The sequence below is a fragment of the Nocardia sp. FBN12 genome (genome assembly GCF_054031145.1).
Window position 1 is genome coordinate 1,380,378 of record NZ_CM132926.1, and the last position, 21,739, is coordinate 1,402,116.

Genomic DNA, 21,739 nt, shown 5'->3' on the forward strand with positions numbered 1-21,739 from the left:
CAGGAGCTGAACACCATGGCACGTTTCACCGGTCGCACCGCGATCGTCACCGGCGCCGCGCAGGGCATCGGCGCGGTCTACGCAGGCGCGCTGGCCGCCGAAGGCGCCAATGTCGTTGTCGCCGACCTCAACGCGGAGCGCGGCGAGGAGGTGGCCAAGCAGATCGTCGCCGACGGCGGGGTAGCGGCCTTCCGTCGCGTCGATGTCGCCGATCCGGAATCCGCTGTCGCACTGGCGGAATTCACCGTCGCCGAGTTCGGCGCGATCAACCACCTGGTCAACAACGCGGCCATCTACGGCGAGATGAAGCTCGACCTGCTGCTCACCGTGCCGTGGGACTACTACAAGAAGTTCATGGGCGTGAACTTCGACGGTGCGCTCAATGTGACGCGCGCGGTCTGGCAGCCGATGATCGCGGCGGGCGGCGGGTCGATCGTCAACCAATCATCCACCGCCGCCTGGCTGTACTCCGGGTTCTACGGGCTGGCCAAGGTCGGTATCAACGGTCTCACCCAGCAGCTCGCCACCGAGCTGGGTGGTTCGAAGATCAGGGTCAACGCCATCGCGCCGGGCCCGATCGACACCGAGGCCACCCAGACGGTCACGCCGGGGAACATGGTGAAGGACATGGTGAAGCGCATCCCGATCAAGCGGATGGGCACCCCGCAGGACCTGGTCGGCGCCTGCCTGTACCTGCTGTCGGACGAGGCGAGCTGGGTGACCGGCCAGATTCTCAATGTCGACGGCGGGCAGATCATCCGATGACGACCGAATTCACCAGTGTCCCGGTCGGATTCGTCGGACTGGGCAATATGGGCGCGCCGATCGCCCGGCGACTACTCGACTGGCCCGGCGGGCTCACGGTCTGTGATGTCAGGCCCGAGGTCGCCGAGCCGTTCGTCGCCGCGGGTGCGCGTGCGGTCGCCGACCCCGCGGAAGTCGCGAAGCATGCGCGGATCATCTGTGTGACGGTCGTCGACGACGCGCAGGTGACCGAGGTTGTCGCCGGGATTCTGAGTACGGCGGCACCGGGCACGGTCGTCGCCGTGCACTCCACCATCAGTGACCGGACGGCGCAGGAGCTGGCCGACCGGTGCGCCGAGCACGAGGTCGAATTCGTCGACGCGCCCGTCAGTGGCGGCGCACCCGGCGCGACCCGGGGGAGCCTGGCCGTGATGGTCGGCGGCAGTGCCGAAGCGGTGGATCGGATCAGGCCGCCGTTCGGGTGCTTCTCCGACCTCATCGTGCACGCCGGTTCGGTCGGTGCGGGCACACGAATGAAGTTGGCGCGCAACCTGCTTCACTTCATCTCGTTCACCGCCGCCACCGAGGCGCAGCGCCTCGCCGAGGCCGCCGGGCTCAGTCTCACCGCACTCGGCAAGGTGGTCCGCCACTCCGACGCGGTGACCGGTGGGCCGGGCGCGATCATGCTGCGCGACACCACCGCGCCCATCGACCCCGACGACTTCTGGTTCCCCATCCTCGGTCACGTGCGCGATCTCGGCGAGAAGGACCTCTCGCTCGCGCTCGAACTCGGTGACCGACTCGCGGTCGACCTGCCACTGGCACAACTGGCCCTCGCCCGCCTGGCCGACGGACTCGGCGTCGCCGAATCCGCGCTCGACAAGGAGACCTCATGACCACCAACGGAGAAACCCCCGCCGACGTCCGCAAGCGCGGCCTGGCCAAGATGACCGAGGTCTACGGCTGGGAATTCGAGGACGGTCCCGGCGAGCACTTCGCCGTCACCGCCGACCACCTGTTCGCCGACATCTGGTCGCGTCCGGCGCTGACCGTGCGCGAGCGGCGCCTGCTGCTGCTCGGTGCGCTCACCGCGCAGGGCAATGTCGACGTCGCCGAGATCCAGATCGGCGCCGCCCTGCGCAACGGGGAGCTGTCCGAGGAGCAGTTGCGCGAGATCGCCCTGTTCCTGTGCCACTACGTCGGCTGGCCCGCCGGGACCAAGCTCGACGGCATCGTCGGCAAGGTGATCGCGCAGGAGCGTCGCAAGAAATGACCGACACCACCGTTGCCGATCCGCGTCCGCTGTAGCGTGCGGACGATGGTTATGCCGAAGAATCAGCCGAAAGGGCTGAACTCGCCGATGACGACCCGGATCATCCGATACGGGTCGCGCGCGCAAGCGTGGGTCTACCGCCGCACCAACGGCCGCGTCGGCGGCACCTGGCGGATCGGCGCCGGGTTCCGCAACCCGGTGCCGACGCTGGTGCTCGAACATCGAGGTCGCAAGTCCGGCAAGACCTTCGCCGCGCCGCTGCTCTACCTCGTCGACGGCGAGGACCTGGTCATCGTCGGCTCCCAAGGCGGCCTCGCGAATCATCCGCAGTGGTATCTGAATCTGCTCGCGGATCCGAACGCCCACGTTCGGATCCGCGCCGAGCACTACCCGGTGCTGGCCCGGGTGGCCGATGCCGATGAGCGTCGACGCCTGTGGCCCTTGCTGACCGGGCTCTACGCCGATTTCGACGCCTACCAGTCGTGGACCGAACGCGAGATCCCCGTGGTGATCCTGTCGCGCACCTGATTGCTCAGTCGGCCGCGAGCCGGTCGTCGTAGGCGCGGCGGGCATCGCGGTCGACGTCGATGAAGGTGCGGTGCACGCCCAACCGGCGAGCCATGAACTCGCCGAGCGGGCGCGGGGTCAGCTTGTTGAAGGCGGCGAGCACGCCCGCGGTGCGGGTGACGGAGACGCGGCGGCGTGGGCGGGCGATCAGGGCGGCGACCGCGGCGGCGACGTCGACCGGTTCGGCGAGCAACGCACGCGGCGCACGAGTTCCGGTGATCATCTCGGTGCGGGTGAATGTCGGTAGCACCGCCGAGAATCGCACGCCGGTGCCACGGTGTTCCAGTCGCATCGTCTCGGTGAAGCTGAGCACGGCCTGCTTGCTCGCGCAGTAGGTGGCCATGCCCGGTGTCGGATTCTCCCCAGCCATCGAGGCCATGTTCACGATGTGGCCGTGACCGCGGGCGAGCATTCCCGGCAGGGCGAGCTTGGTGCCGAGCAGGACGCCGTAGACATTGATGTCGAGAATCCGGCGGGTGATCTCGTCGGTCTCCTCGGCGAACCGGCCGACCGGCATGATACCCGCGTTGTTGATCAGCACATCGACAGGGCCGCAGGTCTTTTCGACCTCGGCGAGGAAGTTCGCGAAGGACGCGGCGTCGGTGACATCGAGGTGTCGCGCCATGGTCGCGCCGATCTCGGTCCCGGTGCGCTCGGCTGTGCCTGCGTCGATGTCGCCGAGGGCGACGACCGCGCCTGCTCCCACGAGTTCACTCGCGACCGCACGTCCGATGCCGCGCGCACCGCCGGTGATGACGACAATCCTGCCGGTGGCCGACCTGGCTTTCGATACATCAGACATGTGTCCAGATTGTATTCTGGACAAGATTACGAATCAACCCAGCCGCACGCGCCGACGCGATGCGGTTCGTCGAATCGAGCGGACCGGCGAGTAACATCCGGACGCATGTCTGAAAGCGATTCCATCAGTCTCGAAGCGACCCGGCGTCGATTGACCGGAAAGCAGGCCGACACCGTCGATCGGCTGACCAGGGCCGCACTGGTGGTGCTGACCCGAGATGGCTTCTCCGGCATGACGATCCGCCTGGTCGCCGCGGAGGCGGGCGTCGCCACCGCGACCGCCTACACCTACTTCTCCTCCAAGGAGCACCTGATCGCCGAGATCTTCTGGCGTCGCCTGCTTGCCTCGGGCTCACCCGCGAGCGAGGACCCCGACCCGACCGTGCGGGTCCTCGCGGAGCTGCGCAACATCGCGCTGCTGGTGGCCGAGGAGCAGGAGTTGTCCGGGGCGGTCACCGGCGCACTGCTGGGCTCGGACCCGGACGTCGAGCACCTGCGCACCCGCATCGGGATCGAGATCCGGGGCAGGCTCGCGCGCGCACTCGGCCCCGACGCCGACAACGAGATCGTCGAATTGCTCGAGATCATCTACGCCGGCGCGCTGGTGCGGGCAGGCATGGGCTACGAGTCCTACTCCGAAATCGCCGACCGCATCGAGCGCGCCGCGCTGCGTATCCTGCGCTCCGCCTGACGCTCACGGTCCGGGGTGGGGCCGTGGCCGACGTACTGACCTACTTGTCGACGGCGGTGGCGAGCAGTACGCGCAATTCTTCGACGACCGCGTCGAGGGCGGTGGTGGAGCGGTTGACGCGGCACAGGATCACCGCCCCTTCGACGCTCGCGACGGCCATCGTGGCCAAGCGTTCGGCGCGTGCCGGTGCGACGCCTTCCGCGGTGATCGCGACGGTCAGCGTGTCGTGCCACCGGTGCAGGATGTCGGCCACCTCGGGTTGCAGGTGACGGTCCTCGGGGGACCCGCCCACCGCCACCGACACCACCGGACAGCCCGCCTCGAAATCGGACGTCACCAGGATCGCCGTCCAGAACTCGGCGATCCCGGCCAGCACACCGGCGGCGCCCCGATTCGCCGCTTCGGCAATGAGGGCGCTGATGGTATCGCCTGCGAGAGTGAGTGATTCGGTCATGATCTGGGCGCGTCCGCCGGGGAAGTGGTGGTAGACCGACCCTCGCGGTGCGCCACTGCGGGCGAGCACCGCGTCGACGGTCACGCCCGCCGCGCCGCGTTCCCGCAGCAGTTCGATCGCACTGCCCAGCATCTTCTGCCGGGTGTTGGTACGAGCGCCCACGTCAGGCCTCCTGCACCGGTGCTGCGAGCACCTCGATTCGGGCGGGCACGTTCTTGTGCCAGGGGCTGCCGAAGAACTTGTCGCGTCGTGCGGTCGAGGTCAGTGTATTGAGCGCGACACCGACGACAGCGTCATCGCCCGGATAGGCGACTCCCATGCCGTTGGGTAGCGAGATGTGTCCCGCCTGCATCATCTCGCTGATCTCGATCGTCGTTGTCGCAGAACCGGATTCGGTGACCACCCGCACCATATCGCCAGTGGTGAGCTCGAGCCGCTCGGCATCGGCCACCGCGATCCGCAACGCGCCCGCACGATCGCGGCGTCGCCAATCCGGATTGCGGATGATCACGTTCGCCGTGAACGCGCGCCGTTCACCGGCGGACAAGGTGAACGGGAACTCCGCGCTGGTGTAGTCGGGGTCGACCGTGCAGACCGCGCGCAGTTCGTCGAGCATTTCCGGGATGGCGGCGTGGATCTTGCCGTCGGCGTGCTGGATGTAGCGCCACGCGTCCTCGTAGCGGTCATCGGAGAACAGCACTCCTTCCGGATGCGCGCGCAAGGCCTCGAACAACTCCTCGGCCTGGGCGAACCCGGAGCTGGTGAACCCCGCCCGCGCGACGGCGTCGGGCTGGGAGATCACGCACAGCAGCGCGAATCCCCATGCCAGCGCCAGCGCGGACTCGCCCTCGGGCAGGCAGGCACCCAGGGTGCGGTACAGCAGGTACGGCGTCAGTCCGGCCAGCTCCGGTCGCGCTTTCAGCGTGGAGAACAGCGCGAGCGCGAACGCCTCGCGGCTCACCCGCGCCGCCGCGGTCAGCTCCTCGAGCAGCCGGGGCTCGACCACGCCGAGACGGTCGATCACCGCACCGTAGATCTCGGGTTCGGGCCGGGTACCCGGTAACGGCGCCATCAACGGCGCGCGCACCTGAAAGCTGTTGTGCGGGAAGTGCAGCGTGAACAGCGAAGCCTCGTATTTCTCGAACTGACTCGCGGCGGGCAGCACATAGTCGGCCTGGCGAGCGGTCTCGGTCATCGCGACATCGACAACCACCGACAGCTTCAGCGACCGCATCGCGGCCACGAATCGCGCCGAATCCGCCAGCGAGTGCGCGGGATTCGACGAATCGATCCACATCGCCCGCAACCGGTCGGGGTGGTCGGTGAGGATCTCGTCGGCGATCGAGTTGCACGGGATCAGGCCGTTGAGAATTCGGGCGCCGGAAACCGGTGTGCGCGTGGGACTGTCGGCCATGCTCAGCTTGTCGGCGATCGTGCGGGCGATCGGCACCGCGACAGCGTCGAAGAAGACATCGAGCGTGGTGCTCGCCGCCAGCCCTGCCACCTTCTGTGTGATCGTGCCGTGCCGCGCGGTCGCGGCGATCAATCGGCGCGCACCAGTGGCGCCATAGCGCATCGCCACCGTCGCGAGGCCGCGTCGCACGGGCTGTGTCGTGCCCGTCTCCTTGGGGATGGCGTGCCAGCGTCCGGCGAGTGGAAACATCCACGAATGAATGTTCACCCCACCGGGTTTGGCGAAATTGCCGGTCAGAATCCACAGCATCTTGTTCAGATAGGCCACCAGTGTGCTGTTGGGTGACTGCTGCACGCCGAGGTCTTCATAGGTGGCGGCACTCTTCGCGGCGGCGATCCGGCGCGCGACAGTGCGAATCAGCGTCTCGTCGACTCCGCAGCGGCGCGCGTTCGCGGTGATGTCGACCGCCCGCAGCGCCCGCAGCATCGGTTCGACGCCGGTCGCGTGTTCGGCCAACCACGCGGTGTCGTGCAAGTTCTCCTGCACCAGCGTGGCCGCGATCGCCGACACGCACCAAGCGTCGGTGCCCGGCTTGACCCGCAGGTGATAGTCGGCCAGCGCCGCGGTCTCGCTGACGCGCGGATCGATGACGATCATCGTCCGGTTCGGGTCCCGCGCGATCTCGCGCAGCACCGGCCGCGCCTGGGCGATGCCGTGCGACTGCCAGGGATTCTTCCCGACGAAGATCGCGACTTCGCTGTGCTGGAAATCGCCGGTGGTGTGATTGCCGTAGAGCTGGGAGTCGACCCAGGATTCGCCGGTCTTCTCCTGCGCCAGCGCATTCGACATATACCGGCCACCGACCGCGTGATACAGCGCCCGGCCGTAGGCGCCACCGAGGTGATTGCCCTGCCCGCCACCGCCGTAGAAGAAGATGGATTCGCCACCGTGCTCGTCACGAACCGCGGCCAGCCCGGCGGCGATCTCGTCGAGGGCGGTATCCCAGTCGATCGGCTCGTACGTGCCGTCCGCGGTGCGCCGCAGCGGGGTGTCGATGCGGTGCGCGCCGGACTGGTACTTGTCCAGCCGCAGCGGCTTCTCGCACGTGTAGCCCGCCGACCCGGGATGCTGCTTGTCGCCCCGGATCTTCACCAGGTGGCGATCATCGGTCTGGATCTCGAGGCCGCAATTGCACTCACAGAGAATGCAGGCCGTCTTCTGCCACCCCGCGGCCTCGGGCGTCGCCGCGTTGCCATCGGTGGCCGTGCTGGTGTGGCGCATACTATGCAGTATTGCATAGAACAGGAAAGCGGCTCGGACTTGCCGGAATCCGGCCGAACCGACTTCCTGCCGAGCGGGTGCGGCCCCGCCGTCCCGCGACCTGCGGTCCTCATCGCTAACAGGTCGCGCGCTGAGTTTCTGTGACCAGAGCGGCAAGATCGCTCGGCCTATTGCCAGAAACACAGTCCGCGACTCATGATGGTCTTCTGACCAATTTGACGCCGAGGAACCGCTGTGACGCACTTCGCCGCCCGCCTCAACGATCTTTTCGACAACCCATCGAGTCCGGACGTGCGTCAGTGCACAAACCGCCACGTCGCACGCATGCTGCAGGCCGCCGGTCACCGCATTTCGGCGCCGTATCTGTCACAGCTGCGATCCGGAAATCGCGATAATCCGTCGGCGAAAACTGTTGCGGCGCTGGCCGAGTACTTCCAGGTCACACCCGACTACTTCTTCCTCACGGCGGACCGTTCGGAAGACGACGATCACACGCTCATCCAGGAGCTCGAACTCGCAGAACCGCGCGCGTTACTGCTGCGCGCCGTCGGACTGTCCAGCGACGCCATGGACATTCTCGTCGCGATGGCAGAGCGTCTGCGTGTCAGTGACGGATTGCTTGCCGTGTACCTCGATAGCTGACCTGGCCGCTACCGATCCGCGCACTGGATCACCGCGACGGCTCGTCCGAAGATCTTCCTGCCGTTCTGAGTGGCGGTGACGGCAATCGTCGCGGTCTTGCGTTCCGGATCAACGGCCTTTATCTTGCCCCGGTATTCGACGGTGGCGCCGTGATCGCTGACGTAGACCGGGCTGGTCAGCCGCACCGCGTACTCGGTCACCGCGCCGGGATCGCCTGCCCACGAGGTTATGAACCCGGCGCCGATCCCGACCATCAGCATCCCCTGTGCGACAGGCGATTCCAGGTTCACCGAGGCCGCGGCCGCAGTGCTCCAGTGAATGGGGTTGGGGTCGCCTGCCATGCCCGCGTAGTTGACCAGGTCACCGAGTTTCACGGTCACACTTCTCGGCGGTAGTTCGTCACCAACGGCTATCGCAGTGAACGGCAACGTATTTCGGCCCGATTCCGCTGCCTGCCGCCGAGGCGGTGCCGGTGCGTGGGATTGTCGCGGTATCGAGCTGCCATGCCGGAAGTTCTGCATCAACAGTCCGTCGCAGATCCGCGCCGCGGCGAGGTTCACCTCCGGCCTCCCGACGAACGACGTGCGGGTGGTGACCACTTCGTCGCCGTGCTGATCGGTGACCGAGCATTTGAAGCAGAAGATGTCGCCCCCGAATGCTTTTCGCGCCGATTCGAGTTCGACCTCGAAGCGCAACGCGTCACCCGCGAGGATCGGCCGGTGAAAGACGAGGGAATGGTCGGTCTGCATGATCTGGCTGAGATCATAAGCCTGGGCGACCCGATCGAACATCTCGATCTGCGCCAGGAACGCGGGGACCGAGACGAAGGTCAATGGCGCGACGAGTCCGCTGTAACCATGGTCGTGTGCCGCGTCCTCGGACCGATGAACAGGATGGTCGTCCTGGACCGCGCGGGCGAACTCGCGGATCTTCTCGCGCCCGACGACATAGCAGTCGCTGCTTCGATAGGACTGCCCGACGGTCGTTGAGGGCGCGACCGAATCAGCGGGCGGATCGTGCATCCTGGAGTCGTCTGGAGTTGTGCGCACCCCAGCAAGCTAGCTAAGTACTAGCCGTGCGAGTGATATTTGCTGTTGTCAGAGTGTCGCGGGAGCCTGGTCGATCTGTTCGCGGAGAATATCGCCGTGACCTGCATGACGGGCGAATTCCTCGATCATGGCTAGCAACGTCCAGCGCATGCTGACAGTCCCTTCGCGCGGATTGTGTTTGGTGTCGTCCAAGCCGAAGCGCGCGGCGATCGCCCGTGACCGACTGCTCGCACGCTCGAATTCGGCGATCACGTCCGCCAGCGACTCGTGGTCGGCCACGGCGAAGGTGCCCTCGTCCCGCTCCGAGTACCCGTCGCATTCGGACTCGCCGAGCCCCGCCCAGAACCGCTGGAACCAGATCCGCTCCGCCGCGGCGGCATGTTTGATCAACGAGATCGGCGTCGTCAGCGACACGACGAGCCGACGACGGGCATCGGCGTCGGACAGGCCGCGGACGGTCGCGATGAGCGCCTCACGGCTTCGATCGAGCGCGCTCTCGATGAGCACTCGCTCGGTACCGGTGGTAATGATGTTGGTAGTCAAGGACTTTCACTCCATTCACTTGTTTCGTACGGGTGCGCGGCAGGCTCCGGCAACTGATCGCGAGTAGATCACTGCGCGTCCGGTGCCGGAGATTTACCAGGGGAGGGGTATCTGAATGCCTGTCGCGGAATCGGCGCTGAGGAAGCGATGCGGGTCGATCTACACCGCAGCCGAGACAGGGCGCGCCTCGAAGAGCTCGATGGCGCCTGATGCCAGTGTGCCACATCGCCGATCCCGCGCATCGCGTCCGCGCAACCCCACGGAACCGAGTGCGCCACCGACCAACTCGACGCTCCACCGCGTCGCTGTCGATCACCGCCAATCTGGCAAAAAACATGCATCTACCAGCCGATTAGTCCCTACGCCAGGAGGTGAGGTAATCTTTTCGAGCACCCGGAGACGGGGGCAAGAACGGGCTGTGGCGCAGCTTGGTAGCGCACTTGACTGGGGGTCAAGTGGTCGCAGGTTCAAATCCTGTCAGCCCGACAGTGAAAACCCCCTCTGACCTCGGTCGGAGGGGGTTTTCTTGTGTCCCGAGATTTGACGTGTTCTGGCCCGATATACGCACTTATTGCACATTAATTGCTTCGAGGAACCGCTCCGTGGGTCTCTGGACCCCGTGTTCGCCCCCGAAGGTCTGCTTGCGAGCTGAGGCATCCCGCATTGATGGGACGATCGGTCGGCCTGCTCGCCCGATCGGCTAGCTGTTGTAGGTCATGAGGTTGTTGACGCCCGGGCAGGGGTGAGCTGAGGGGACGGGCCTCCCGGCGGCAGGATGGAAAACACCACATCCTCCGTCCGCTCGACCGGGAAGACCCGTCCGTGACCCACCGTAATGCCCCGCTGTCCACCGAAGGCCGCCGCCGCTTGGTGCAGCGCTGCCAGACCCGTCCGATCGCTCACGTCGCTGCCGAGATGGGCATTTCACGTCAATGCGCCTCGAAATGGGTCAACCGGCACCGCCGGTTCGGCGAGTTGGGCCTGGCGGACCGTTCCAGCACGCCGCATCATCAACCGAGGGCCACATCAGCCGAGGTGATCAACCGGATCGAGAAGATGCGCCGGGACAAGAAATGGTCGGCCCGACGAATCACGCACGAACTATGTTGTGACAGTGTCGATATCGCGGTCAGGACCGTGACCAGGCATTTGCAGAACCGGGGCCTGAACCGACGCCGGTTCATCGACCCGACCGGTGAGAACAATCGGGTACCACGCCAGATCGTGGCCCAGCGGCCTGGGCACATGGTCCATGTCGATGTGAAGAAGGTCGGGCGCATTCCCGACGGTGGTGGCTGGCGAGCGCACGGCCGCGGCTCCGCACAGGCCAAGGTCGCCGAAACCGCCAAGAAGCGTGGCGCCAAAGCTGGCTACGTCTACCTACACTCCGCAGTCGACGGCTTCTCGCGGCTTGCCTACACCGAGGCTCCTAGGCAGTGTCTCGAAGTCGTGAGGGCGGCCCGCAGGCCCGCTCTCACGAGTGCCTGAGCCACTGGTTGATCACCGCGATATGGATCGTGGCCTGGTAGCGGACAGCGAGTTTGTCGAACCTGGTAGCCACCGCACGATGCTGTTTGAGCTGATTGATACCCCGCTCGACAGCGTTGCGGTCACGGTAGAGCACCGCATCGAACGCCGGGGGCCGACCACCGGCTCTGCCACGACGGCGACGGTGCGCAACCTGATCGGCAGGGACCGGGATCGTTGCCCTGATCCCGTGACGGCGCAACCATTCCCGGTTACCTCGACTGGAATAGGCCTTGTCGGCCAACACCCGCTCAGGGCGGACTCGTGCCCGCCCGCCACCGAGTTTCGGCACCTCGATGCCATCGAGCACTGCGGTGAACTGCGGACTGTCACCGGCTTGACCTGCGGTGACCAGTACCGACAGCACACGGCAGCCCTGGTCACACGCCAGATGCAGTTTGCTGGTCCACCCGCCCCGCGAACGCCCCAGCCCGTGATCGGCCGGCTCGGATTCCCCTGGACCGGCCGGTGGTTCGGATTGCCCGCCGCTGTCGCGGCGGGCGCCAGCAGCATGCGGGTGAGCCCGCGCGATCGTGGAATCCACACTGATCTGCCAGTCGATCACTCCAGCTGCGTCGGCCTGGACCTGCAGCGATCGCATGATCGCGGCCCATGACCCGGCCCGCTGCCACCGGCGGAACAGTCCATACACCGCTTGCCAGGACCCGTATTCGGCCGGAACGTCTCGCCACGGCGACCCGACACGACACCGCCACCGGATCCCGTCGATGAGCTGGCGTTTCGTCCATTTCGGCGGGCGTCCCGCCTTCTTACCGCGGGGCAGCAACGGCTCCAGCCTCGCCCACTGGGCATCGGTCAGGTCCGCTCGCCCCGCCACCGCTAGGCTGGCCACGAGGTCTCCGGTGCTATTCAGATTTGCTTGGTCGCTAATCCGAATACCGGAGGCCTCACCTATATGCCAACGCGGGCAACAGCTTCGGTCGAACATGCTGATGGGGTGGCGCCGCTGCGCGGTGCCACCCCATCACTCATTTCGAGACAGAACCTAGCCGCTGACGAGATCCCCGTCGCGGTGACGTACCGGGTCCTGAAAATCGCGCGCCAACCGTACTATCGGTGGCTCGCTGACTCGGTCACCGCGGATGCACCAAATCGGTTGTGGCTCACCGATATTACCGAGCATCACACCGGTGACGGCAAGCTGTATTCGTGTGCGATCAAAGACGTGTTCTCGAACCGGATCGTGGGCTGCTCGATCGACTCGAGAATGAAGGCTCGGCTCGCCGTCGATGCCCTCGGCTCTGCGCTGATTCGGGCACGGTCGCGCGAATTACGTTGCCAGGTAGTGGATCTGGACCCCTGATGAAGGGATTCGTGCGGCCTCCACCATCCGGTGAGCGACCTCGGACGGATGCACTGGCCGGTATTTCGACAGGCGGCCCCGCAGCAGTGGAGACACGATCGGAGCCAGCCGCTTGGCGATGTCCTCGGCCGGCCTGCTTTCGGACCGTTCGCCGAGTAGCAGCGAGGGCCGGAAGATATGCACTGCCGGCAGCGTCAGCGCCGAGACATCGGTTTCGGTTTCGGCTTTTACCCGGTTGTATTCGCTGGGCGACGAGCGACTGGCGCCGATCGCGGAAACCATGAGGAACTGTCGAGCCTGCGCCGTGGCCGCTCGTTCGGCGACTGCTAGGACGTAGTCGTGATCAACCTTGCGGAAAGCTTCACTGGAACCCGCCTTCTCCCTTGTTGTTCCAAGGCAACAGAACACATCGGCGTCGGTCAGTAGATCCGCGGTTCCTTCGAGGTCGTCGAAGTCGACGATGTGCTCACTCAGTCGGGGGTTCTCCGTGTCGAGCGGGCGTCGGACCAGAACGTGCACCCGCTCCCAGGCGGGATCGGCGAGCAGTGTGCTCACGAGCTCATGTCCGATTGCCCCGGTGGCGCCGACGATGACAGCAGTCCTTTTCATGAGTACTCCTCAGAGAGATGGTCTGCAGTTGGAGCCGCTTGGGTCAACAGGTCTTAAGCACCGGCAGCCGTTCGATAGGCTACCGGCCTTTCCGGTGCTGCGCCGAAATCGGATTCGTGCGCAGCGGCCCGGTGATCGGCCGATGCCCACTGCGTGAGCGGAATCGTGTCGATGACACCGACCAGGCGCGGGCGCGCGACGGAATCGAGCGATGCGAGGGCGGCGGTCCCCGACACCAAATAGACTGCACATGCCGAGGCGATCAAGAACGTCCGCATTCTGCCGGTCGACTGGACCGAGGCTGTCGGCCGGACTGAGGCCGACGCTGTCGCTCGAGCGAGCAGAGTCATGAGAAAAGTACGCCGCCGGGTGCTGCAGCAGCACGGTCGCAGTGTGGCGGTGAGCTCGATGCCCTCCCAATGGATTTCGTGAACACTGCGCTTAGTGGGCGCTCTCGCATTATTCGGTGGCAGGTTCTTGCTGTTTGGCGACGGTGAGTGCGGTGCGGTAGTGGGTGGGGCTGGTACCGACGATGTCGGCGAACCGGGCTCGGAGGTTTGCGGCCGTCCCGAGACCGGATGCGGCGGCCACACGGTCGACTGAATGGTCGGTCGACTCGAGCAGGCGTTGAGCGAGGCGTACTCGCGCGCGGGTAAGCCACATGCTGGGGGTGACGCCGAGTTCGTCGGCGAAGCGGCGGTTGAGGGTGCGCGTGCTGACCGCGGCGAAGCGGGCGATGTCTGCGACGCTGATGGCCTCGGAGGCGTGCTGCTCGATCCAGCGCAGCGTCGACTCCAGGCCGCTGGCGCCGAGGGCGTCATCGCGCACGTACTGGGCCTGTCCGGCATCGCGTGTGAGGGGCATTACGGCGGTGCGGGCGGCATCCGCGGCGACCGCGCTGCCGTGGTCGCCGGCGATCATGTGTAGGCAGAGGTCGATGCCGGCCGACGCGCCGGCCGAGGTCAGGATCTGCCCGTTGTCGACGAACAGGGCCGCGGGGGTGACGTCAATGGCCGGGTACCGGGCGGCGAGCAGGTCCGCCGCCCGCCAATGCGTGGTGGCTCGCAGACCGTCCAGCAGTCCCGTGGCAGCGAGGTCGAGCGCTCCGACGCAGATCGATGCGATGCGCGCACCGTGCGCGGAGGCATCGCGGATGGCGCCGATGGTGCGAGGGCTCAGCGGTGCGCTGCCCTCGGTCCGCCCCGGGATGATCACCGTGTCGGCCTCGGCGAGCCGGGCCAGCGGATGCGGCACGGTGAGGGCCGTCGCGCCTGCGCGAGCCTGCCGACGCGGCCCGGCGACCACGACGTCGTAGAGGGGTGACCCATCGTCGCGGCAGCACCTCCCGAAGACCTCCAGGGGCGTCGCGAGATCAAAGGCGATCACCCCATCGACGGCGAGGACAGCAATCGAGTGCACATCGCCAGCATAATCCGACCGATGGCGGAATCGTTGCGCATAACGTCACATCGGCCACTCGTCTTTCCTGTCGCCCCTTTCTACCGTGGAGGTGTCGGCTCACCAGGAAGGCAGTACCTTTGCTCGCTCAAATCGTTCTCTTCGACGGCTTCGACCCTCTCGACGTCATTGCGCCCTTCGAAGTGCTCAGCGCGGGCTCGGATGCGCTCGGCGGTGCTCTCGACGTACGTCTCGTTGCCATGGACAACTCCGGACCGGTCACCGGCGGCACGCGCGGGCTCCGGCTGGAAGCCACCCACATCCTCGACCCGGAAGCACCCGGAGTGATCATCGTGCCCGGAGCATCCGGCCCCATTCACGGCGATCCGGACGAGGTCGACACGATCCCCGTGCTGATCGCACGACTCGGCGACACCGCATTACCAGACCTGATGCGTCGCGCGTTCGCCGCACCCCGGACGCTGGTGGCGACTGTCTGCGGTGGATCGCTCGCACTGGCGATGGCTGGACTGCTCGAAGGCCGCACCGCCGTGACGCACCGGCTCGGCAACGACGTGCTCGAAGCCACCGGCGTCCGTGTCGTCGACGCCAGGGTGGTCGATGACGGCGACCTTGTCACCGCCGGCGGCGTGACCTCGGGCCTAGATCTGGCTCTCTACCTGCTCGAACGGCTGTATGGTCCACGCATCGCCCACGCTGTCGAGCAGCTTTTCCAGTACGAACGCCGCGGCACCGTCTGGCACGACCGGGGACCCGAACCCCTCGCCGCCTGACGGTGATCACACAGACACAACCCACTTCGCAGCGAGACGAACCTTCATGACCACCCTCCCCGGCATTTGGGCGCTGACCATGCGCACTCCGATCGGCAGTATCCACGCCGACATGACCTTCACCGACTCCGATGGAGTCCTCACCGGTACCGCTGCCGGAAAGGCCGAGACTGTGCGGTTGCACGACCTGCACAGTGAGGTCACGCCACATGGAGAGCACGTCACGTGGCGACAATCGATCACCAAGCCCATGCGATTGAACCTCGACTTCGACGTCGTCATCACCGGCGACACCATGCAAGGTCACTCCCGTGCCGGACGCCTACCCAAATCGACAGTCACAGGTACCCGTCACGTCCCATGATCGAAGCAGGGTGCGGTCGCAGCGCCACCTGGGTCCCACTCTGTTCATCGCGGTACCCTGCTGTGTCATCGCTGAGGTCCCGGGCGATCTGCGCCGGGGCCACCCTGTACTCACGAATACAGGGTGGCCCGCACAACGTCATCACGGAACTCGTATGCGGTTGGGGTGCAACAACATCCTTCCAGACCCCACCATCACCGCAAGCCGAACCGGATGTCACCTGCCGCCCCCGAGCCCCCTTGATGGCTGCCGGGGCGGCACCGGCGGACTCGATTCGAAACCGAGCATGCAGGTTGGGCGGCGCGAGATGCGGCACTGGGGCGTGATGAGGTCGACCAGTTCTTCAGCTCGGCGAGACGGTCGGCCCGCTCGGCAGGTCGCGTCTTCGCCGATCCGTGCGGCCGTCCCATCTACGCAGCCCGGCCCAGTACCATTCGGTGGCCGTTTCTGCGGCTTGGTGTTTGGGGAGCGGGCGGCCTGCTTGACGCCAGTCGCGGGAGGCGGTGAGGCATGCGCCGAGCAACGCGAAAGCCAGTAGCCGGGAGCGAGCCGGTTCCCGGTCATCCGGATGCATACCCCGGGCGACGATCGTGGCGCATTCAGCCATAGCGTTCCTGATCCGCCATTGGACGGATGGCTCGTCGGGGACAACTGTCGACACGAGATCATGGGCGGAGGGCGCGTTGCGGTCGGCTAAGTCGAAGATCGCGCAGACCGTGCCGCGGATGCTGTCGAGTTCGTTGTCGGCCGATGCAATCGCATCATCCAGAACGGTGGTCAGGTTGTCGAGCTCCTGCTGCAATACCGTGAGGTAGAGGTCAAGCTTATTCGAAAAGTGTTGGTACAGAACAGGTTTGCTCACATTCGCGCAGTCGCCAACCGTCGCCATGGTTGTGCCGTGGTAGCCGTGGGTGGTGAAGGCTACCCGGGCGGCGTCGATGAGCTGATTACGACGCACTTGCCGGACGGAGGTGAGAGCTGGAGCTGTCTTTCGGGAGGTCCCAGATGCGTGCTGCGGCACCGCAGTTCCTCGGGGAATCAGAATCCGCCTTCGTCGAGTTCCATCACCGACAGGTCGGTGCCGGAGAGGACGGCTCGTTCGGCGGTGAGATGCGGCAGAACGGTGTTGGCGAAGAACGAGGCCACCGCGATCTTGCCTCGGTAGAACGCGACATCTTCCGCGGAATCGACGGCAGCCAAGGCGATTTCAGCGCCGACGATCAGGCGCCAGGCCACGAGCAGGTCTCCGACCACGAGGAGGAACCGGACGGCGTTGAGGCCGACCTTGTAGAGCTCGGCTGGCTGCTCGGCCGCGGCCAGCAGATGCGTAGTGAGGGTGCCCGCAATTTCCTGCACGTCTTCGAGTGCATGCGCGAGCAGGATCTTCTCGGCTTTGAGGTGCCCGCCGTCGACATCGGACCGGGCGGTGGCCCGGACGCGGTCGAGCACATGAGTCAGGGCGACCCCGTGGTCTCGAGCGATCTTGCGGAAGAAGAAGTCCTGCGCCTGGATGGCGGTGGTTCCCTCGTAGAGGGAATCGATCTTGGCGTCACGGATGTACTGCTCGATCGGATAGTCCTGCAGAAAGCCCGATCCGCCGAAAGTCTGCAGGGACTCGGTGAGGTACTGGTAGGCGCGTTCGGAGCCGACGCCTTTGACGATGGGCAACAAGAGATCGTTGACGCGCGCGGCGAGGTCTTCGTCGGCGCCGGAAATGTGCTGGGCGACTGTGGGATCCTGGTGACCTGCGGTGTAGAGGTAGATCGACCGCAGGCCTTCGGCGTATGCCTTCTGCATCATCAGCGACCGGCGGACGTCGGCATGGTTGATGATGGCGACCTTCGGGGCTGTCCTGTCGGAGGCTCGGGTGAGATCCGCGCCCTGCACGCGGGACTTCGCGTATTCCAGCGCATTCAGGTAGCCGGTGGACAGGGTGGCGATGGCCTTGGTTCCGACCATCATTCTGGCTTCCTCGATCACCTTGAACATTTGGGCGATGCCGTCGTGAACGTCGCCGACCAGGTATCCGACCGCAGGCGTGCCGTGGCCGCCGAAGGTCAGCTCGCAGGTAGCCGATGCCTTGAGGCCCATCTTGTGTTCCACGTTGGTGACAAAGGCGCCGTTGCGTTCTCCGGGCTCGCAAGATTGGTGGTCGAAGAGGAATTTGGGCACAACGAACAGGCTCAAGCCCTTGGTTCCCGGTCCAGCGCCTTGGGGGCGGGCCAGGACCAAATGGATGATGTTCTCGAACAGGTCGTCGGAATCGGCGGAGGTGATGAACCGCTTGACCCCCTCGATATGCCAGGAGCCGTCTTCTTGTTCGACAGCCTTGGTGCGGCCGGCGCCGACATCCGAACCCGCGTCTGGTTCGGTCAGTACCATGGTCGCACCCCAGTTACGCTCGACAGCTGTTGTGGCCCAATGCTTCTGCTGTTCGGTGCCGATGGTGCCGAGCACATCGGCGATCAGGGGGCCGGTGAGGTACATGTAGGCGGCGGGCTGGGCACCGAGCACGAATTCGTTGATCGCCCACCCGAGCATCGACGGCGCGGGTACCCCACCAACGAGCTCGCTCTTGGCCAACCGCCACCATTCGCCGTCGCGCCACGCTCGCACCGCGTTCTTGAACGGAACAGGCAACTGCACCGAGTGGGTGTCGGGAGTGAAAACCGGTGGATTGCGGTCGGTTTCGGCATAGGGTGCGGCGACTGGACCCTCGGCCAGGCGTGCCGCTTCGGCCAGCATCGTTCGTACGGTGTCTTCGTCGAGATCACCGAAGGCGCCGGTGTCGAAGACAGCACCGAGACCGAACACCTCGAACAGGTTGAATTCCAGGTCACGAACGTTGCTCTTGTAGTGGCCCACCGGACCTCACCTCTCGACCGTGCCCGCCTCGAAGGGGCAGACCATGACTAGGCGCGATGTGCGCCCGCGGACCCATGATGTCCTAGAGAGCCGAAGCTTGCAACACTAAGTAAATGGCCGATAAGTCATATTGTGACTGTTAAGTAGCGTTGAACTGCAAGAACGAGAATCTATTGCCGGTAAGTCGCTAGTCGATAAGGTGTTGTGGTGGGCGTGGCTCGATGTCGGCGAGGGCGATGCGCTCGCAAACCACGCACAGCAGATCGACGAGGTCGACGCGGCGGGTGAGTCGGGGATTGCGGATGGCGTCGTTGATCACGGTCGCGACGGCGTGGATCAATACGCGAGCGGTCGCCGGCGTCAGCTCCGGACGGACCGTCTGCAACAACCGAGCCCAGCCCATGACGCCGTCGCGATGGGTGCGGCGATAGCGGGCGGCGGCATCGTCGGACAGGTGACCGAGTTCGCCGACGGCGGTGCCGATCAGGTCTGGCTGCCCTACGGCGAAGTCGATGTAGTAGCGCAGCACCAGTTGCAGTGACGTGCGCGCGTCGTCGGCCTCGGTGCGGGCCCGCTCGGCGCAGAGCTGGACACATCGGTTGTTGCGTTCGACGATCTCGTCGAGGAGGTCCGCTTTGCTGGCGAAATGGTGATAGAGCGCTGGGCCGCGTACACCTACCGAAGCGCCGATGTCCTCCATGCTCACCGCTCCGAAACCGCGCTCGTTGAACAGCCGGGCCGCGGCCACGATCATCTGTTCGACGCGGAGCTGGGGATCTGGCTTGCCATGGGCTGTTTCGGAGGTTGCGCTATCGCTGAGCCGTGGCTCGCCCTCTGGGATGCTGGTTTCGATCACCGCCGCGACGATGCCGTCGAGTACTCGGGTGAACAGGTCCGGTGGCAACTGGGTGCGGTGGTTGGACGGGCTTGTCACCACAGAGAGGACGATCCAGCTCAGCAGTTCGCGCTCGTTGGAGGTCAGATCGGGGCGCCTGCGCTCGATGCCGGCGCCGATATAGTTGGTCAGGCGAACAGACCTGGCCAGCACGCCGACCCGGTCGGACTCGGTCAGGTTTCGAAACTCCAGCTGCCACAGACGGGCGAGCCCGCGGGTCTCCAGCGCGACACGTACCAGCTCTGACAGTGTGCCGTTCGCGGTCTCCGCGCCCGCCGCGGCCCCGACCCTGGCCAGAATCACGTCGAGTCCTTCGCGCAAACAAGAGCCGAGCAGCTCCTGTTTGGTGCGAAAGTGGCGATACAGCGCTGCGGGGGTGATTCCCACCGCGGAGGCGATATCGGCCATCGAGGTGCGGTGATAGCCGCGTTCAGCGAAGGCGACGTCGGCCGCTCGCAGGATCGTCGCACGGCGGTTTCGCGGCCGACGTTGTACTTCAGATCGCGCCGCAGCTTTCGGCCGCGCGGTGACGTCGGCTGCGGCACCGAGGCTGCCCACGAGCATGCGCAGCAGTTCCTCGCCGAGCTGGTCGTCGGTCGCGTCTACCCAGCCGAGGGTCCAGTCGTGCATCAGCCCGTTGATCAATCCGACGAACGTGGCGGCGGGAAGATCGAAATCCCGACGCGAAATCTCTCCGCGGGTTGCGAAACTACCGAAAAGCTCGCGCAGAAGGTCGAGCCAGCGTGACCGCTGCCGCAGACGCTGGGCGTCCATGCGCTCGCTCACGCCGACGACCTCGACGAAAAGGATGCGGGCGCACCGGGTATCGCGGGTGATGCCCGAGAGGAAGGCGCGGATCATCGCGGCGGCCCGGTCGGCAAGGGGCAAGTCTTCGACCCGGCTGGTCTCGTCTACGACGCGCTGTTCGATGGCGGTGTTGATGTGCAGCTGCAGCTCAGTGAGGACATCTTCGAGTGTGTCGTACTCCTCATAGAACTGCCGGGTGGACAAACCAGCGGCAAGGCACAGATCAATCAGCCGGGTGTTCCGGTACCCGGGGCCGGCGCCGAACGCCTCGAGAGCTGCCTCCCGCAGTCGGGTACGCCGCTCGGCGCGTCTTTCGGCTGCCGGTTTTCCGGCATAGCGTCCTGTTGCCGACTCGATCCTGGCCACTGATCGTCGTCCTTCCCGTCCGCGTGGCCTCGTACGCGAACCCAAATGTGGTTACTGTGATATTCAGAGTATGGCAATGATGCCGGAACGCGGGCCGTGATGCCAAACCAGACCGACGTTCGGTGGACTCGATCACAGAAGCCGTGTGGCCAGCAAGGCGATGTACAGCTCGGCAGCGTGGGCCGGATCCTCGCAGTCGCGGCCGGTGAGGTCGCGGTTTTGCGTAGCCGGTACAACATCGTGTTGCGGTGCGCCACCGAGCTCGCTACAAAAGAATGAGTTTTGTAGCGAAAATATCAACACCGAAGATCATGTTGCAATCGCGACGTCGTTCGAGGTAGTGTCCCTGTGATTCACGACACTGATCTTCCGAGCGGGCATCAGTCCGCAGGCTCTCCAGCCCAGTGATGACTTGCTCACGAGGCGGGGCGTCGTCCGGGCGACGTCGCGAGCATGTCCTGGTCATTGCGGCCACCTGGTTCAGCAGAGGAAGGCCGTCGTCACTGCCGGCTGGCGGATTTGGATGGAGTTCGACATGTCACCAACCGAGACAAGGGTGTCGCGCGCGGCCGCGGCGGCAACCGCGAATGCGCGCATCGCGCCGCGCGTCCTTGGCGAGTTCTACGCGACCGCGCTGGAAACCTTCCGGCATCTACCCAGCCGTCCGTTCCAGCTACGGGAGTTCATCGCGCAGGCATGGTTCATCGCAGGTGTATCGATCGTGCCGACGCTGCTGATGGCAATTCCGTTCTGCGTCATGGTCGTTTTCCAGATCAATGTGTTGCTGAACGAGATCGGCGCCATCGATCTGTCCGGTGCAGGGGCAGGCGTGGCGGTTATCCGTGAGATCGGGCCGATTGTCACCGTCTTGGTAGTAGCGGGCGCGGGGGCCACCGCCATCTGCGCCGACCTCGGATCACGCACGATTCGAGAAGAGATCGATGCGATGCGCGTGCTCGGCATCGACCCCATCCAGCGCCTGGTCGTCCCGCGGGTCCTCGCCTCGACAACGGTGGCGCTATTCCTCAACGGCCTGGTCACAGCCGTCGGTTTGACCGGTGGCTACTTGTACGCGGTGTACCTCCAGGGCGCGACTCCCGGTCAGTTCATTACCGCCGTACCGATTCTGACCGGCATTCCGGACCTGTTGATCAGCGAGCTCAAGGCCGCAATCTTCGGCCTGCTCGCCGGGCTGGTCGCCTGTCACCTCGGCCTCAATGTCAAGGGTGGGCCGAAAGGCGTGGGAGACGCGGTCAACCAGACAGTGGTCTTCAGCTTCGTTTTGCTGTTCTTCGCCAACGCGATCATCACCACCCTCTCCCTGCACTGAT

General features: G+C 65.5%; 20 protein-coding genes, 1 tRNA gene and 2 pseudogenes. 12 read left to right on the top strand and 11 right to left on the bottom strand.

Going from position 1 to position 21,739, the window contains the following annotated elements:
* The first annotated feature begins 15 nt into the window (after nucleotides 1–15).
* The 4 genes from ACWZHB_RS06820 to ACWZHB_RS06835 are packed head-to-tail and all read left to right on the top strand — an operon-like array spanning nucleotide 16 to nucleotide 2,545.
* The gene (locus ACWZHB_RS06820) at nucleotides 16–765 is read left to right on the top strand and encodes an SDR family oxidoreductase (protein WP_427907073.1); all 750 of its coding nucleotides are present in this window, start codon (nucleotides 16–18) and stop codon (nucleotides 763–765) included.
* Nucleotides 762–1,640, top strand: a complete 879-nt coding sequence (locus ACWZHB_RS06825; protein ID WP_427907074.1) for an NAD(P)-dependent oxidoreductase — start codon at nucleotides 762–764, stop codon at nucleotides 1,638–1,640. Before ACWZHB_RS06820 ends, ACWZHB_RS06825 begins: the two co-directional genes overlap by 4 nt.
* A complete protein-coding gene (locus ACWZHB_RS06830) occupies nucleotides 1,637–2,017 on the top strand; it encodes a carboxymuconolactone decarboxylase family protein (RefSeq protein ID WP_427907075.1) in 381 nt (126 codons plus the stop codon). The genes ACWZHB_RS06825 and ACWZHB_RS06830 overlap by 4 nt, the downstream gene beginning before the upstream one ends.
* Nucleotides 2,018–2,068: 51 nt before the next feature.
* Entirely contained in the window at nucleotides 2,069–2,545 is a 477-nt protein-coding gene (locus ACWZHB_RS06835; protein ID WP_427909102.1) for a nitroreductase family deazaflavin-dependent oxidoreductase, read from the top strand.
* 4 nt (nucleotides 2,546–2,549) lie between these two features.
* On the opposite strand, the gene ACWZHB_RS06840 is transcribed toward ACWZHB_RS06835, so the two are convergent.
* Nucleotides 2,550–3,386, bottom strand: coding sequence for an SDR family oxidoreductase (locus ACWZHB_RS06840; protein ID WP_427907076.1), 837 nt, complete (start codon nucleotides 3,384–3,386; stop codon nucleotides 2,550–2,552).
* A 105-nt stretch (nucleotides 3,387–3,491) separates the two neighbouring features.
* On the opposite strand from ACWZHB_RS06840, the gene ACWZHB_RS06845 reads away from it, so the two are divergent.
* On the top strand, nucleotides 3,492–4,076 hold the full coding sequence (locus ACWZHB_RS06845) for a TetR/AcrR family transcriptional regulator (protein ID WP_427907077.1): 585 nt from the start codon (nucleotides 3,492–3,494) through the stop codon (nucleotides 4,074–4,076).
* A gap of 40 nt (nucleotides 4,077–4,116) precedes the next feature.
* On the opposite strand, the gene ACWZHB_RS06850 is transcribed toward ACWZHB_RS06845, so the two are convergent.
* Nucleotides 4,117–4,692, bottom strand: coding sequence for a TetR/AcrR family transcriptional regulator (locus tag ACWZHB_RS06850; protein ID WP_427907078.1), 576 nt, complete (start codon nucleotides 4,690–4,692; stop codon nucleotides 4,117–4,119).
* A 1-nt stretch (nucleotide 4,693) separates the two neighbouring features.
* Nucleotides 4,694–7,225, bottom strand: a complete 2,532-nt coding sequence (locus ACWZHB_RS06855) for a molybdopterin-dependent oxidoreductase (RefSeq protein WP_427907079.1) — start codon at nucleotides 7,223–7,225, stop codon at nucleotides 4,694–4,696.
* Nucleotides 7,226–7,459: 234 nt separating this feature from the next.
* Here ACWZHB_RS06855 and ACWZHB_RS06860 point away from each other — a divergent pair, with 234 nt between their 5' ends.
* Entirely contained in the window at nucleotides 7,460–7,867 is a 408-nt protein-coding gene (locus ACWZHB_RS06860; RefSeq protein WP_427907080.1) for a helix-turn-helix domain-containing protein, read from the top strand.
* Nucleotides 7,868–7,875: 8 nt separating this feature from the next.
* On the opposite strand, the gene ACWZHB_RS06865 is transcribed toward ACWZHB_RS06860, so the two are convergent.
* Nucleotides 7,876–8,916, bottom strand: a complete 1,041-nt coding sequence (locus tag ACWZHB_RS06865) for a fused (3R)-hydroxyacyl-ACP dehydratase subunits HadA/HadB (RefSeq protein WP_427907081.1) — start codon at nucleotides 8,914–8,916, stop codon at nucleotides 7,876–7,878.
* Between the two features lie 48 nt (nucleotides 8,917–8,964).
* Nucleotides 8,965–9,459 (bottom strand): DinB family protein, encoded by a 495-nt coding sequence (locus ACWZHB_RS06870; RefSeq protein WP_427907082.1) that lies wholly within the window; start codon nucleotides 9,457–9,459, stop codon nucleotides 8,965–8,967.
* A 412-nt stretch (nucleotides 9,460–9,871) separates the two neighbouring features.
* Here ACWZHB_RS06870 and ACWZHB_RS06875 point away from each other — a divergent pair.
* Together ACWZHB_RS06875 and ACWZHB_RS06880 are read left to right on the top strand one after the other, a co-directional pair.
* Nucleotides 9,872–9,945: transfer RNA gene (locus ACWZHB_RS06875), tRNA-Pro, on the top strand.
* A gap of 336 nt (nucleotides 9,946–10,281) precedes the next feature.
* Nucleotides 10,282–10,887 (top strand): annotated as a pseudogene (locus tag ACWZHB_RS06880) (helix-turn-helix domain-containing protein); the annotation flags it as partial.
* A 46-nt stretch (nucleotides 10,888–10,933) separates the two neighbouring features.
* Here the strand turns inward: ACWZHB_RS06880 and ACWZHB_RS06885 are convergent.
* Nucleotides 10,934–11,839, bottom strand: a complete 906-nt coding sequence (locus ACWZHB_RS06885) for an IS5 family transposase (RefSeq protein WP_427903100.1) — start codon at nucleotides 11,837–11,839, stop codon at nucleotides 10,934–10,936.
* A 243-nt stretch (nucleotides 11,840–12,082) separates the two neighbouring features.
* On the opposite strand from ACWZHB_RS06885, the pseudogene ACWZHB_RS06890 reads away from it, so the two are divergent.
* Nucleotides 12,083–12,256, top strand: a pseudogene (locus ACWZHB_RS06890) (DDE-type integrase/transposase/recombinase); the annotation flags it as partial.
* Between the two features lie 21 nt (nucleotides 12,257–12,277).
* On the opposite strand, the gene ACWZHB_RS06895 reads toward ACWZHB_RS06890, so the two are convergent.
* Both ACWZHB_RS06895 and ACWZHB_RS06900 read right to left on the bottom strand, forming a co-directional pair.
* Nucleotides 12,278–12,919 carry an NAD(P)H-binding protein gene (locus tag ACWZHB_RS06895; RefSeq protein WP_427907083.1) on the bottom strand — a complete coding sequence of 214 codons (642 nt, stop codon included), beginning with the start codon at nucleotides 12,917–12,919 and terminating at the stop codon, nucleotides 12,278–12,280.
* 459 nt (nucleotides 12,920–13,378) lie between these two features.
* The gene (locus tag ACWZHB_RS06900) at nucleotides 13,379–14,338 is read right to left on the bottom strand and encodes a GlxA family transcriptional regulator (protein ID WP_427907084.1); all 960 of its coding nucleotides are present in this window, start codon (nucleotides 14,336–14,338) and stop codon (nucleotides 13,379–13,381) included.
* Between the two features lie 119 nt (nucleotides 14,339–14,457).
* On the opposite strand from ACWZHB_RS06900, the gene ACWZHB_RS06905 reads away from it, so the two are divergent.
* Together ACWZHB_RS06905 and ACWZHB_RS06910 are read left to right on the top strand one after the other, a co-directional pair.
* Nucleotides 14,458–15,111, top strand: coding sequence for a DJ-1/PfpI family protein (locus ACWZHB_RS06905; RefSeq protein ID WP_427907085.1), 654 nt, complete (start codon nucleotides 14,458–14,460; stop codon nucleotides 15,109–15,111).
* A 46-nt stretch (nucleotides 15,112–15,157) separates the two neighbouring features.
* Nucleotides 15,158–15,475: a hypothetical protein gene (locus tag ACWZHB_RS06910; RefSeq protein ID WP_427907086.1), complete on the top strand. Its 318-nt coding sequence runs from the start codon at nucleotides 15,158–15,160 to the stop codon at nucleotides 15,473–15,475.
* A gap of 343 nt (nucleotides 15,476–15,818) precedes the next feature.
* Here the strand turns inward: ACWZHB_RS06910 and ACWZHB_RS06915 are convergent, their stop codons facing one another.
* From ACWZHB_RS06915 to ACWZHB_RS06925, 3 genes are all read right to left on the bottom strand, one after another.
* The gene (locus ACWZHB_RS06915; RefSeq protein WP_427907087.1) at nucleotides 15,819–16,433 is read right to left on the bottom strand and encodes a TetR/AcrR family transcriptional regulator; all 615 of its coding nucleotides are present in this window, start codon (nucleotides 16,431–16,433) and stop codon (nucleotides 15,819–15,821) included.
* 80 nt (nucleotides 16,434–16,513) lie between these two features.
* Nucleotides 16,514–18,340 (bottom strand): acyl-CoA dehydrogenase, encoded by a 1,827-nt coding sequence (locus tag ACWZHB_RS06920; protein WP_427907088.1) that lies wholly within the window; start codon nucleotides 18,338–18,340, stop codon nucleotides 16,514–16,516.
* Nucleotides 18,341–18,527: 187 nt separating this feature from the next.
* Entirely contained in the window at nucleotides 18,528–20,408 is a 1,881-nt protein-coding gene (locus ACWZHB_RS06925; protein WP_427907089.1) for a TetR/AcrR family transcriptional regulator, read from the bottom strand.
* A 535-nt stretch (nucleotides 20,409–20,943) separates the two neighbouring features.
* On the opposite strand from ACWZHB_RS06925, the gene ACWZHB_RS06930 reads away from it, so the two are divergent.
* Complete coding sequence (locus tag ACWZHB_RS06930) at nucleotides 20,944–21,738, top strand: MlaE family ABC transporter permease (protein ID WP_427907090.1); 795 nt, start codon at nucleotides 20,944–20,946, stop codon at nucleotides 21,736–21,738.
* The last annotated feature ends 1 nt before the right edge of the window (nucleotide 21,739 follow it).

Coding starts and splice junctions, on each gene's coding strand:
- ACWZHB_RS06835 (WP_427909102.1), top strand. CDS start 2,069: ATGCCGAAGAATCAGCCGAAAGGGCTGAACTCGCCGATGACGACCCGG.
- ACWZHB_RS06855 (WP_427907079.1), bottom strand. CDS start 7,225: ATGCGCCACACCAGCACGGCCACCGATGGCAACGCGGCGACGCCCGAG.
- ACWZHB_RS06840 (WP_427907076.1), bottom strand. CDS start 3,386: ATGTCTGATGTATCGAAAGCCAGGTCGGCCACCGGCAGGATTGTCGTC.
- ACWZHB_RS06845 (WP_427907077.1), top strand. CDS start 3,492: ATGTCTGAAAGCGATTCCATCAGTCTCGAAGCGACCCGGCGTCGATTG.
- ACWZHB_RS06825 (WP_427907074.1), top strand. CDS start 762: ATGACGACCGAATTCACCAGTGTCCCGGTCGGATTCGTCGGACTGGGC.
- ACWZHB_RS06930 (WP_427907090.1), top strand. CDS start 20,944: ATGTCACCAACCGAGACAAGGGTGTCGCGCGCGGCCGCGGCGGCAACC.
- ACWZHB_RS06895 (WP_427907083.1), bottom strand. CDS start 12,919: ATGAAAAGGACTGCTGTCATCGTCGGCGCCACCGGGGCAATCGGACAT.
- ACWZHB_RS06910 (WP_427907086.1), top strand. CDS start 15,158: ATGACCACCCTCCCCGGCATTTGGGCGCTGACCATGCGCACTCCGATC.
- ACWZHB_RS06830 (WP_427907075.1), top strand. CDS start 1,637: ATGACCACCAACGGAGAAACCCCCGCCGACGTCCGCAAGCGCGGCCTG.
- ACWZHB_RS06820 (WP_427907073.1), top strand. CDS start 16: ATGGCACGTTTCACCGGTCGCACCGCGATCGTCACCGGCGCCGCGCAG.